Here is a 13,287-nt window from a genome sequence, read left to right as displayed (position 1 = left end):
TTGTACTTAGATTCAAGGAGCAAGAATTTAGTAACTGGTTACTCGATTTATTTCGGCAAGAGAAGTCACGCCTGCTGCGGCTTTTTTCAGACCTGAAATACGTAAATTCGCAAATCCAGCTTTTGCTGCCATGTCAGCGATTTGAATCGAGTTACCGCCTTCCATAATAACTTGTGCGATTTCAGGCGTGATTTTAACCACTTCATATACACCAACACGGCCTTTGTAGCCTTCAGTACAATGATCGCAGCCATTGGCTTTGTATAGTGTTATGTCGTTGATCCCCGCTTTGACAAAACCTTGGCGATTGAGCTCTTCTTCAGGCAAGGTTTCAGGTGTTTTACATTTAGGGCATAAACGACGCGCTAGACGCTGTGCGATGATCAAGCTGATCGAGCTTGCTACGTTATAAGCTGGTACACCCATATTCAATAGACGGGTTAAGGTTTCTGGTGCTGAGTTGGTGTGAAGTGTACTCATTACCAAGTGACCCGTTTGTGCAGCCTTAATGGAGATCTCAGCGGTTTCTAAGTCACGGATCTCACCAACCATCACCACATCAGGATCTTGACGTAAGAAGGCTTTAAGCGCGTTGGCAAAGGTCATCTCTGCTTTTGGATTGATCTGAACTTGGTTGATCCCTTCAAGGTTAATTTCAACCGGATCTTCCGCAGTGCTGATGTTACGCTCAGGTTTATTAAGAATATTTAAACCCGTATAAAGTGATACTGTTTTACCAGAACCCGTTGGACCGGTTACTAAGATCATGCCTTGTGGCTGCGCCAGTGCATCCATGTAGAGTGCTTTTTGCTCTGGCTCGTAACCCAACACATCAATGCCTAACATGGCGCTTGATGAGTCTAGAATACGCATTACGATTTTCTCACCCCATAACGTGGGTAGGGTACTGACACGAAAATCGATACTTTTACGATCTGAGATCTTTAATTTAATGCGGCCATCTTGCGGTTTACGTTTTTCGGCAATGTCTAAGCGAGACATAACCTTGATACGCGCCGATAAACGCGTTGATAAACTGGTTGGCGGACTGGCCATTTCATGGAGCATGCCATCGATACGAAAACGAATGCGGTATTTATGTTCGTAAGGCTCAAAGTGTAAATCTGACGCGCCTTTTTTAATCGCATCCATTAAAATCTTATTGATGTAGACAATGATAGGGGCATCATCTTTGTCTTTTTCATCGTTGCTGTCTTGCTGCTGTTGAGTGTCTTCAACATCCATGCCTGAGAATTCTTTAAAGTCATCCTCACTCATGGATAGGCCGCCATTGGCATCGAATAGTTGATCTATCTTTTGTTCTAATTGTTTGTAATCAACGACAACGATTTCACATTGCAGGCCTGTGCTAAATTCGAAGTTCTCAAACGCACCATAATCAGTGGGATCTGAGGTGGCGATAAATAGCTTTCGGCCTTTTTTTACAAGGGGGAGCAAATGGTGCTGACGGATCAGTTTTTCTTTAATAAGCTCTTTTGGCAGTTGTTCGACGTCAAAATCGCTTAGGTCAAACATTGGCACTCTGAATAGGTCTAGGCATTGTTCAGCAAGTTCTTGACCTGTCATCCCACTACACAAACAGATCAGCTCTGCCGTTGATTGCGCTTCGGCTTGTTTTAGTTTTAGCTGCTCTGCGGTCACACGACCGAGTGTAATAAATTTCCGTAAAAGGGGAGAGTGATGTTCCATAATGCCTCTATGACGACTTGAACTTTGTTTAGCTTAGCAAAAAATATCAAAGCAAAAAATAGACCTAACTCAAAGTATTACTTTAGTGCTTAATGAATGCACAGTACGAGCTGCCTAATAATAAAGACCAATTAAGCTATTTACTTATTTCAGCTTGTTGTAAAAAAGCGAGGTGTAACTCTTCAACGTCTATAAGAACTGAGTCAATGTCACGATGATTATCAATAATTGAATCGGCCTTTTGTTGCTTATCTTCTCGTGACATTTGTGCAGCAATAATGTTCTTCACTTGCTCAGTGCTGACAGAATCTCTGTTTGCTGTTCGTGCTAGTTGCACCTCGATAGGGACATCAACCAGTAAAGTGTGGTCGCAGAGTGCATCAAGTTTGTTTTCAAATAGGAGTGGCGCACTCAAGACAACATAAGGGCTTGTAGCAGCATCAAGTTGTGCTGTGATATTTTGACGAATAAGTGGATGCATTAAGTTATTCAACCAGCTCTTTTGTTCTGAATCGGCAAAAATAATTTCACGTAACTTTGCTCTATTGAGTGAACCATCGTCTAACAAAATAGTTTTGCCAAAGTGCTGTTCGATGGCATTTAGTCCGTCACTGCCAATAGCAACCACATCTCGAGCAATAACATCGGCATCAACAATTTCTATACCCAAAGCAGCAAGGTGGTTAGAGACGAGGGTTTTGCCTGCGCCAATGCCCCCTGTTAATCCTAAAATCCAGTTGTTCATCTTGTTTACCTGAAAAAGGGCTAAAAAGTTAGCCTAAAAGAGAAAAGTACCAAGTTTGAATATTTGTACCATAGAGCATTACCAGCCAACCGGCGATAGCTAAATAAGGGCCAAATGGAATAGGCGTACTATGCTCTTTACCTTGCACAGCTAATTGAATGCTGCCAATGATGGCGCCAACAACACTCGATAATAAAACTATGGTCAAAATAGCCTGCCAACCTAATAGCGCACCAAAAATGGCTAATAGTTTAAAGTCCCCATAGCCCATGCCCTCTTTACCTGTCAGCAGTTTGAATGCCCAAAATACGGTCCATAAACTCAAGTAACCAACCGCAGCCCCGATAATGGCGTCGCTGGGGGCAATGGTATAACCCATAACACTGGCAACTAATGCCAGCCAAACTAAAGGAAGCGTAAGTTGGTCGGGCAATAGCATGTGGTCGATATCAATAAAAATAAGCGCCACTAACACCCAAGTAATAAAAATATACAGTAACCCAAGCTCAGTTGCGCCAAAGTGCAGTGCAATCCATAGCGAGGTAAGGGCAGTGCCTAGCTCAACTAATGGATAGCGGACAGAGATTTTTGCTGAGCAACTGGTGCATTTGCCTTTTAGCATTAGCCAGCCCAATAACGGAATATTATGCCAAGCTTTGATTGGGGTTTTACAGTGTGGGCAGGTCGAGTTAGGCTTAACTAGGTTGAAAGTGTCGTTGCTCGATGCTGTTTGTTTACTCGAGTTTGCCAACTCATCGGCCAGTGAAATACGGCACTCTTGCTGCCACTGACGCTGCATCATGATAGGTAGGCGATAAATCACCACATTTAGAAAGCTGCCAATACACAGGCTGACTAAGCCAACGGTTAACAGAAAAAACCATTGCTGGCTCTGCATCAAATAAATTACTTCTTGCATTAAAACGTCACTTTTTAAAAGCAATAGAAACTGGGCTTAAACCACAGAGCCCAGCTGGAAGATAGGTAAGTACATGGCAATAATAAGGCCACCTACAAGTACAGCTAACACCGCCATAATTAAAGGTTCTAACAGACTAGATAGACCGTCTACGGCATCATCTACTTCTTGTTCGTAAATATTGGCGACTTTTTCAAGCATGCCGTCGAGTGAACCAGACTCTTCACCAATAGAGACCATTTGGATCACCATATCAGGAAACAGCTTAGAGTTACGCATCGCCCAGTTCATTTGGTTACCAGAGCTTACCTCAGCTTTGATTTCGACAATGGCATTTTTATAGATGACATTGCCTGATGCGCCCGCAGCAGAGTCGAGCGCGTCTACCAGCGGTACACCCGCTGCAAATGTAGTCGACAGTGTACGAGCATAACGTGCTACAGCTGCTTTATGTAAGATCATGCCAACGACAGGGAATTGCAAAACTAAGCGGTCGTTAAAGTGACGCACCGCAGATGATCGAATTAACGCTTCTTTATATGAATAAATACTTATACCTATGACTAATAAGAATATCCACCAAGATTTTTGCATAAACTCTGAGATACCGATTACAAATAAAGTAAATGCGGGTAATTCAGCGCCAAAGCTGCTGAAGATATCTTGGAATTGCGGTACCACGAAAATAAGTAGAATAGAGGTCACAATTAAAGCTACAACGACTACCGCAATAGGGTAAAACATGGCCTTTTTGATTTTTGATTTTAGCGCCTCGGCTTTTTCTTTATAAACGGCAACACGGTCAAAAATTTTATCAAGAGCACCAGACTGTTCCCCTGAGTGGATCAGGTCGCAATAGAGTTCGTCGAAATATCGAGGGTAAGCACGTAGTGATTTTGCCAGTGGTTGGCCGGCTTTAACTTCATCGGCAATGCTGCCAATGAGTTTACTTAAACTTTTGTTTTTTGCCCCAGATGAAATCATTTCTAAAGACTGAATAAGCGGTACGCCCGCAGTCAACATGGTGGCAATTTGTCGAGTGAAAATCGCAATATCTTTGGCGGTAATCTTTTGACCACCTGCACCTATACCAAATAAGGGTTTAGGTTTGCGTTTTACTTTAGAAGGAGTAATGCCTTGTTTACGAAGTTGGGCTTTAACAAGGGCAATGCTGGTACCAGTCATATCGCCTTCGAGCTTTTTGCCTCGAGCGCTTAAACCAGTCCACTGAAAGGTATCGAGTTTATCGGCAGAATCTTTGTCTTTTTTCATAAATAACCAAAAAGGGCTGAATAAACAGCCCTTTAAGTTAGTGCGTTAAAATTAACGACAGCTAGCAGGAAGGTATTTAGCTTCAACACCGTTAGTACCTGCTGATTTACAAACCCAAGCTCTCACAGCTGCTAATTCACCACCAGTGGCTGTGTGAAAGTTTTTTGCAGCTGCAGCAGTACTAGCGTCAGCATTTAGGTATGGAGTTAGAGTAATGTTTACGTTAGCACCTAGCTGAGGAATATTTTGAGCTGCGATAGTGATTACGCCATCAGCTGAAGTTTGAACTGATGCTACATATTGTGAAATACCACCTGTAGGAGCAGCTTCACCACAACCAAAGCCATTTGCTACTGGAGCTGCTCTTAAACCTGTTTGAGAAACCTCTGAGATCGCTGTTTTACAAGTAGTGCCTGCAAGAATTACTTCACTCACTTTAGCGCGAGCAGTGTAATCTTGATAAGCCGGCAATGCGATTGCAGCTAGAATACCGATGATTGCAACTACAATCATTAGTTCGATTAGGGTGAAACCCTTTTGATTTTGCGTCATGATGTGTCTCCTAAAGGAAAAATGCTAACTCACCGTAGTAAGCTAGGTTATTAAATAGTTATAAACTGTATCAACAATGAGTTTAAAGCCATTGTATTGCAAATTTATAGTGCTAACTCATTTAATGGGGCTATCACGGTATGACTTGTTAATTAATGAAATCAATCAAGCCATATTAGTGTCGTTAGCTCGCGTTTCACCATAGATGTTAACAACATAAAGATGGATTAACGCTATACCACCATATCAAATTAAGGCCTAAATATTATATTTATTTGAACTGCATCTAACATCTTATCGGCAGTTAGGTATTCAAATAAACAATAAACTTAATTTAAATGCTACTGTAATTGTTAAACTTGATATTAACAAGAGTAAATAAGAGCTTGTTCGTATTTTTGTCAAAAAAACTACTTACTTACGCTTGTTTTTAATATAGGCCTAGCTTGAAAAACGGGTAAAAATTAATAATTTGTTACCAGTGTCTCGAAAACAGGCTCATTAAATTCTCTTTGAAAACAATTGTCAATATTTAAACGAATATCTTTGATTACAGCTAATTACGGCTAATTACACAGAGGTGTTATTGAAGCGCATAGACAGGTCGATACTCTGCACATTTTTAGTCAATGCGCCGCTCGAAATATAGTCTACGCCTGCCTGCGCGTATTCAGCTAAAATTTCAATGGTCATATTGCCCGATACTTCAAGTTTAGCGCGCTTATTAGTGACTGCCACTGCTTGTTGAATCTGTGCCACAGTAAAGTTATCTAGCATGATGATGTCACTACCTGCTTCGATGGCTTGTTGTAATTCGTCTAGGTTTTCAACTTCAACTTCAACCGGTTTTGCCGGGTGGTTTAATTTTGCTTGTTGAACCGCTGCCGCAATCCCGCCACATGCAGCAATGTGGTTTTCTTTAATTAAGAACGCATCGAATAAACCAATGCGATGGTTTTTGCCGCCGCCGCATGCTACTGCATACTTTTGTAATGCTCTAAGCCCCGGAATGGTTTTGCGTGTATCTAGTAATTGAGTGTTGCTGTTTGTCAATGCTTTTACATAGTGTGCAGTGGTGGTTGCAGTCCCTGATAAAGTTTGTACAAAGTTAAGTGCAGTACGTTCAGCCGTTAAAATTGCACGAGCAGAGCCCGTAGCTGTAAATAGTTGGCTGTTCGCTGCAACAAAGTCACCATCATTGACGAGTACTTCAACTTTTACGCTTGCATCAACTTGCTTGAACACTTCTAAAATCAGTTCTTTACCACAAAAAACACAATCTTCACGGGTGATCACGTACGCATCAGCCTGTTGTGCTTCTGGAATTAACTGAGCCGTGATGTCACCATCATTAGCCGACTGAAAATTAAGATCTTCGTTTAAAGCTTGCGTTACTAATTCGGTAATAAGAGCTGGCGTAAGAAGTTGGTTTTGCATACTAAGCGTCACTTATGTTGTCTAATTGCATTGTGCGAGGACTAAATTTTACTGCTTCCAAGAGTTTAAGACAATCGCGCTAGTGAAATTTAACAAAGCTTGTTAAGGTTAGCTTATTGTTAAAGCAAATGGTTTTTTTCGTGGAACGCACTGCATTTTGCTTACCTGCTGCAAAGCTCAAGGTGACCCAACGGCCTTGTACTTTTTATGATGAAAGGCCTGACGAACAGGATGTTAACCTGTTAGTTATTCATAATATTTCACTGCCTGCGGGCCAATTTGGCACAGAGCATGTCGATGCCCTTTTTACCGGTAATATAGATTGTGCAGCGCACCCTAGCTTCGTTGATTTAGAGGGGCTCAAAGTATCCGCGCATTGTTTTATTAGACGAGATGGGCAAGTGTTGCAATATGTGCCTTTTAACAAACGCGCTTGGCATGCGGGTGTATCTGAGTATGCAGGCAGAGCGCGTTGCAATGACTTTAGCATCGGTATTGAATTAGAAGGTACAGATACAACGCCTTACAGTGATGCACAATATGTCACATTGGTTGAATGTACGCGCTATATCATGGCACTTTACCCAAAAATAACCTCGAGTCAGATCGTAGGTCATTGTGATATTGCGCCGGGTCGAAAGACAGATCCAGGTGAGGCTTTTGATTGGCAAAAATTTTTAACTTTGTTAAATGAATGAGTAAATTATGATTTTAATTTCAATAATTTTAGCGCTGGCCATTGAGCGATTAGGCGCTCGCGATGCACATTGGCAAATAGATCACTACAGCAAACGCTACCTCAAAATGAGTCAGTCATTACTCGACAATAATGCATTGCTGAAATCTCCTTTTGCGTTTGCATTGTGGGCTCTGCTTCCTGCATTAGCCATTTACTTTTTAATGGATTTTGCAGATTTCTTTTTATTTGAATTAGCCCTTAATACAGTCCTTCTTTTAATCTGTTTTGGTTGTGCTAAGCCTCGTGCGCTCTATAAAGGGTATTTAAATGCACTCACTCGTGGCGATAGCGAAGGGGCGACTTTATACGCTTTGCAATTGGGCCAGCATCGCACTGAAGACCAACAAAGTGGCGAATGGGTTGGACAAACATTAGCGTGGGTCAACTTTAGACATTATTGTGCAGTGATTTTTTGGTTTGTTGTGTTTGGTGCACCAGGCGCTGTTATGTATGCCGTGGTCCGCAGTTTATTCGATGAGGCTCAACATAGCGAAGCAAGTGTGCTGACTCGTCGCAACAGCGTATTAGCCGACATGTTGTTCTGGTTGAATTGGCTGCCAGCACGTATTACTAGTTTTGGTTATCTGATTATTGGTAACTTTTCAAAAGGTACTGGTTGTTGGCTCAAATACGCCCTAGATTTTAAAACGCCTAATCGCAAAGTTGTGACAAGTACGGCATTGGCTGCTGAGCAAATTGAGCAGCAATATGCGGGTTGTACTTATGAAGCAACCTGCATGATGCGTTTGGTAAAGCGTAATATTTTGTTTTATTTAGCGCTTATTGCACTACTTACGTTATTTGGTGGGTTGGCTTAAAGCAAGGTTAATAACTAAGGTTTTAAAGAAAGCGATTCAAACCAGAGTCGCTTTTTTTCTGTCATTTTTTCAATGAGGCTTTTTTCTACCTCTAAAGTTGCGATCACTTCGTCTGTAATATCAATCAAATCACAAACACCTGTGACATCCCAAAGTGCTTCTTCTAAATCTTTTGCTTTATGCAGCGCATAATGGCTCACGTACTTGAGTTCATTTGCTAAATAGTCGGTATCTGGGCGACCTGTTTTCGAAATGCATAATTGGAATACAAAAAGCATTTCTTTTCTGAGTGCTTTTTTAATAAACAAGAATAAGCTATCTAAAGAGTCTTCAGGCCTTAAGACTTGGCTTTTAATCGCGTCTTTTAACGTTTTCTTATCTGGGTCAAAGCGTAAGAACAGCGTATATTTGAGCGGCTTATCTTGGCGAGTTCGTTTGCGAAGCGCTTCTGATAATTCATCTTCGATAAATCTAGCAGGGAACACTGGGGCAATCTCAACCGAGTCACTATTATTTTGATTAAAGTGATCAAGAATTTTATGCAATTTGGTTGGGTAAAGGCCTCGTCCAATAGCACCAATATTAAAGTGCGCAGACTCTTTGTGAAGATAAAGCGGGAACTGACAAACACTTTTTGTGATCATGTTGCGTAAAGCCGTTGATAGCCCTGGCACTTTTGGGGTTTCTTCGCAGGCCTGTAACTTACTTTTGTTTTTATCAATTAATTGTGTAAAAAACTCAATGGCAGGGTGTTTGTTTTCAGTCACCTTGTGCACTTTCAAATTGATAATAGTTTTAGATTTACTGACAGCCATCACTTGATAGCGCAGATTATTTAAGTCATGTTTTTTAGTGATCTTTTGCAGATCGGGCAAATCAACATGCACCAAGTCGCCTTTTTTGGCATCGGTCGGTGTGTCTAGTTCGATTTGTAATCCCATAACTGACAAGTCGCGTGTATGGCCTTCAATGACAGTGTGGGCATCGACATGAAAAACCGCACCGGTTTTATACAAGTAGCGTTTGTGCGCTCGAAGATTCACATATTCTAATGCGACCACTTCTAAAGCCGGAGGGGTCGATGACTTACCGTGACCGAAGTGTTTGAGTAAGTTCACTTGCCCTGCATCGTATTGGTGCTTTTTGTAAACCTCAGTGCGACGTGGGTCGGTAATGTCGGTGAGAAGCATCAGGTTTTGAACATCTTGAATAAAGCCCTGAACCCTTGGCGTTGGACGTTTATTAAGCTTCTCTAGTGTCTTTCCTGCACTTGCAGGAAGCGACAGAGGAATGTAAGCGTCTTCATGGTAGCTCGGCATCATTTGAACTTTATAAGCTCTCCAACTGTCTTTTTGTGCCCCAAAACCAAAGAATAATGAGTTAAGGCTGGGCTCTTGCTTTAATTCAAAATCAAATGCGGAGTAATAATAGATTTTTCCGCCATTTGAATGGGTAAAGGTATAAAGTACCGCTTCTTTAACTGCACTATGTAGGCTATTTAAGTAAGCAAGGCGCTTTTGATTGAAAATGCTGTAAAGGCAAGACTTCTTTCTCTCATCTTCGAAATAATAATGGGTGAAAGCGTTATTCTCGTTGGTTAATACCATCGATGGCAGCGTGAGTTTATCGTTGACCTTGCTTAAAAATACAAACAGCGAGCTGACTCGAGGTAAATAATACTGCTCATACCCTTTGCACACCACTGCGTCCATGGTGTTATCTAGGTTAATTTTATAGCGACGTTTGTTACCGTGAATAAAGCTATTTAAAAACTCATCAAAGCCTTGGTTGTTTTCAACAAAGGTGCGCTTTAAACGTACATGCTGATATTCGTGATTTACCGGTTCGACGGCAACCACTTCATATTGAACACCGCTTTTAAGGCCTAATTCAAAATCTTGTTCTAAACCAACCAGTCTAATACTCAGTATTTGACCTTTCTTAAACTCGGCTTTCGGGTGTACTTTTATCTTTGCGCCGCTTAAAGAAATATCAGAAGTGTTAGCCGAAATAATGTTGTTTCTAGCAACTTCAACAGTAATTTTGATCGAGTAATTCATTCGTTCTTCAATACGGCTCTCATATGAAGCGAATTTGATCAGTTTGGCACCTTGACCGACAGTTTGAATTGGCTGCTCAGTCTCACTTTGCTCTCTTTGTTGAGCGCGTTTTTGCATTACTCTGAAGTTGTTGTCGGTATTCATGACGGCTTCGTAGACAGCGAGCGTATATTGGCCATGCTTGGCAATTTCTTGCTCAAAAACCGCAATGGCTAAATCGTCCATAAAGTGTTGCTTGCCATCATGAATATAAGGTTTTACTTCGCCTGAAACTTGACCCCGAAGATCGATGAATCTCGCAATCGGCTGCGACAAGCGAGACATTTCCATTTTAATAAGGAACTGATCTGGTTTAGATAGGTGGGCTGTTTTTTGTGCAAAAAGCTGCTCAAAGCCGGGCGTGCCCAACTGTTGCTTGAGTTCTTCTATCAAAGGTTGATATTGTTGCAGCTTATCTTCAGCCATATAAAACCATTTTACTTACCGTATGTATTGTATTTGTACAAATACAGGCATTATTTTTTCTTTTAGATTTCAGAGTTAATACTATGACAATAATCAGTCATAGTTAACTTATTCTTGAGCAATTAGTCAGTAAAGTGCCAGATTTATATGGCAAAAGTGAATATAATTTTACTCAGCAATTTTTAAAGCAAAAAGTGTGCCTTAGTATGGGAAAGAAAAAAACAGCATTTGTATGTAGTGAGTGTGGTGCCGAATTTGCCAGATGGCAAGGTCAATGCTCAGAGTGTAAGGCTTGGAACACAGTGACCGAATTTAGAGTGCCAAGTGTTAAGTCGCCTCCCCGTAGTTCAGCAATGGCAGGCTATGCGGGTATGGTGGACGCCAAAGTACAAACTCTGGATGAAGTAAATCTTGAGAGCTTACCGCGCTTTTCTACCGGCTTTAAAGAGTTTGATCGTGTGCTTGGTGGCGGTGTGGTACCAGGCAGTGCCATATTAATTGGCGGTTCACCGGGAGCGGGTAAAAGTACGGTTTTACTGCAAACTATGTGCTTGCTCGCAGAATCAATGAACACTTTATACGTCACAGGTGAAGAATCGCTGCAACAAGTTGCCATGCGTGCCCATCGTTTAGGCTTGCCAACCAATAAATTAAAAACCCTTGCTGAAACTAATGTTGAAACAATTTGCCAGTTGGCTTTGCAAGAAAAGCCAAGCATCATGGTTATCGACTCAATTCAAGTTATGCACATGAGTGATGTTCAATCAGCGCCGGGGAGTGTATCTCAGGTTCGTGAAAGCGCCGCTTACTTAACGCGGTTTGCCAAGCAAAATCAAGTGGCCATCATTATGGTAGGCCATGTAACTAAAGATGGTAGCTTGGCCGGCCCTAAAGTATTGGAGCACTGCATTGACTGTTCAATTTTACTAGAAGGCAGCAGTGATAGCCGATTCAGAACTTTACGCGGTAACAAAAACCGTTTTGGGGCTGTCAATGAATTAGGCGTGTTTGCCATGACAGGGCAAGGTTTAAAAGAAGTATCTAACCCTTCAGCTATTTTCTTAAATCGTGGTGAGGAGCAAACCCCAGGCTCTCTTGTTATGGTTATTTGGGAGGGCACACGTCCACTACTGGTTGAAGTACAGGCCTTGGTTGATTATTCGCAATTAGCGAACCCGCGTCGCGTGACTGTCGGGTTAGAGCAAAATCGACTTGCCATGTTACTCGCTGTACTGCATCGCCATGGCGGCTTACAAGTCTCTGATCAAGATGTATTTGTAAACGTGGTGGGTGGCGTAAAGGTGTCTGAAACCAGTGCCGACCTTGCTTTGATCACCGCGCTTGTCTCGAGTTTTAAAAACTTCTCGCTAGACAGACAGTTGGTGGTGTTTGGTGAAGTGGGTTTAGGAGGCGAAATTCGCCCTGTGCCGTCTGGCCAAGAAAGATTACGTGAAGCCGCGAAACATGGTTTTAAACGTGCTATTGTACCCAATGCCAATAAGCCAAAAGAGCTTATTGAAGGGATGGAAGTTATAGGCGTGAACAGTCTAAGCGAAGCCCTGGACGCGTTATTTTAATCAGGAAGTTAAAACATGAAAAAACCGCTTATCGCGATTGCTGTTATTGGCACAATAGCAGCGGGTTACGGTGTAACTCAGTACAAAGCCAACGAAAAACTAAATGATGAGATTGCTAAGCAAATCTCTTTATTTGAAGAAAGCTCGGGCTTTATTGTTGATTACAAAGAAGCAAATTACTCACTTTTGAATAAAGAAGTGAGCTTGCAAGATATTCAGTTTAAAGGCCCAGAAGGCGAAGATTTAGCTACTATCAGCCACATTATTATCGAAGGCTACGAAACTGATAAGATAAGTCCTTACACTGCAATGGATTTAAAAGGCTTACGTTTTGCTCAGCAGCTAATTGATCTTGCAGAACCAACGACTCCTACAGAGTTATTGAATGCCAGCTATGACATTACCTCGAGCTTAAAATATGATGAAGCAACGGGTAAAAGTGATTTTGATATTGGTTTTGTAGCGGGCGAAGTTGCGGCAATGGACATGGCATTTACGCTAGGTAATTCAAAGACATTAATGGATGTCTCTTTAGAGTCACAAAAAATGCAAATGGACAGCCCATTAACTATGGAGCAAGAGCTACAATTGCAAAGCAAAATGATGATGGCGATGCAAGAGCTGCAGCCACAATCATTCAACTTTAGCTTCAATAACAAAGGTCAATTTGAGAGTGTTGTTGAACAGCAGTTATCAGCGGTTCAGTTAGACAAGCTTACTTTTGTGCAACAAGCACAGATGCAAGTCGATATGTTACCACTAGATGAAGCGTCTAAAGTGGAGCTGATGAACTTTGTGAATGGCTTAAATAGCTTAAATATTTCAATGCAACTAGATAACAATAAAGCAGTATCTGAGCTTGCAATGGAAGTATCAGCAGTGGCACAACAGCCTGAAAAATTAGCGCAATTACTTAATTTAAAAATTAAAGGCAGCTAAGTCGTAATTATTAGTACTGTATTTAGTTAAGTATGTAAAAAGGCTTCAGATTAT

11 protein-coding genes are annotated in these 13,287 nt (G+C 41.5%); 4 read left to right on the top strand and 7 right to left on the bottom strand.

Annotated elements, in window-relative coordinates:
- Positions 1–27 precede the first annotated feature (27 nt).
- The 6 genes from pilB to nadC form a co-directional block, all read right to left on the bottom strand.
- Positions 28–1,710 (bottom strand): type IV-A pilus assembly ATPase PilB, encoded by a 1,683-nt coding sequence (pilB, locus tag ACH784_RS14730; RefSeq protein ID WP_404391446.1) that lies wholly within the window; start codon positions 1,708–1,710, stop codon positions 28–30.
- Positions 1,711–1,846: 136 nt separating this feature from the next.
- Positions 1,847–2,455: a dephospho-CoA kinase gene (coaE, locus tag ACH784_RS14725; RefSeq protein ID WP_404391444.1), complete on the bottom strand. Its 609-nt coding sequence runs from the start codon at positions 2,453–2,455 to the stop codon at positions 1,847–1,849.
- Between the two features lie 28 nt (positions 2,456–2,483).
- A complete protein-coding gene (locus tag ACH784_RS14720) occupies positions 2,484–3,374 on the bottom strand; it encodes a prepilin peptidase (RefSeq protein WP_404391442.1) in 891 nt (296 codons plus the stop codon).
- 36 nt (positions 3,375–3,410) lie between these two features.
- Positions 3,411–4,646 (bottom strand): type II secretion system F family protein, encoded by a 1,236-nt coding sequence (locus ACH784_RS14715; RefSeq protein ID WP_404391440.1) that lies wholly within the window; start codon positions 4,644–4,646, stop codon positions 3,411–3,413.
- A gap of 51 nt (positions 4,647–4,697) precedes the next feature.
- Positions 4,698–5,198 (bottom strand): pilin, encoded by a 501-nt coding sequence (locus tag ACH784_RS14710; protein WP_404391438.1) that lies wholly within the window; start codon positions 5,196–5,198, stop codon positions 4,698–4,700.
- 570 nt (positions 5,199–5,768) lie between these two features.
- The gene (nadC, locus tag ACH784_RS14705) at positions 5,769–6,635 is read right to left on the bottom strand and encodes a carboxylating nicotinate-nucleotide diphosphorylase (RefSeq protein WP_404391436.1); all 867 of its coding nucleotides are present in this window, start codon (positions 6,633–6,635) and stop codon (positions 5,769–5,771) included.
- Positions 6,636–6,775: 140 nt separating this feature from the next.
- On the opposite strand from nadC, the gene ampD reads away from it, so the two are divergent.
- Together ampD and ampE are read left to right on the top strand one after the other, a co-directional pair.
- Positions 6,776–7,333, top strand: a complete 558-nt coding sequence (ampD, locus tag ACH784_RS14700) for a 1,6-anhydro-N-acetylmuramyl-L-alanine amidase AmpD (protein WP_404391434.1) — start codon at positions 6,776–6,778, stop codon at positions 7,331–7,333.
- Positions 7,334–7,340: 7 nt separating this feature from the next.
- Positions 7,341–8,192, top strand: a complete 852-nt coding sequence (ampE, locus tag ACH784_RS14695; RefSeq protein ID WP_404391432.1) for a beta-lactamase regulator AmpE — start codon at positions 7,341–7,343, stop codon at positions 8,190–8,192.
- Positions 8,193–8,206: 14 nt separating this feature from the next.
- On the opposite strand, the gene ACH784_RS14690 is transcribed toward ampE, so the two are convergent.
- Complete coding sequence (locus ACH784_RS14690) at positions 8,207–10,717, bottom strand: PilZ domain-containing protein (RefSeq protein ID WP_404391430.1); 2,511 nt, start codon at positions 10,715–10,717, stop codon at positions 8,207–8,209.
- A gap of 206 nt (positions 10,718–10,923) precedes the next feature.
- Here ACH784_RS14690 and radA point away from each other — a divergent pair, with 206 nt between their 5' ends.
- Both radA and ACH784_RS14680 read left to right on the top strand, forming a co-directional pair.
- Positions 10,924–12,294 carry a DNA repair protein RadA gene (gene radA / locus ACH784_RS14685; RefSeq protein WP_404391428.1) on the top strand — a complete coding sequence of 457 codons (1,371 nt, stop codon included), beginning with the start codon at positions 10,924–10,926 and terminating at the stop codon, positions 12,292–12,294.
- A 15-nt stretch (positions 12,295–12,309) separates the two neighbouring features.
- A complete protein-coding gene (locus tag ACH784_RS14680; protein ID WP_404391426.1) occupies positions 12,310–13,233 on the top strand; it encodes a hypothetical protein in 924 nt (307 codons plus the stop codon).
- The last annotated feature ends 54 nt before the right edge of the window (positions 13,234–13,287 follow it).

Origin of the sequence: Pseudoalteromonas phenolica (assembly GCF_044788725.1) — a bacterium.
GTDB classification, from domain to species: Bacteria; Pseudomonadota; Gammaproteobacteria; order Enterobacterales; family Alteromonadaceae; genus Pseudoalteromonas; species Pseudoalteromonas phenolica_C.
This window is presented reverse-complemented; position numbering and strand designations above follow the sequence as displayed.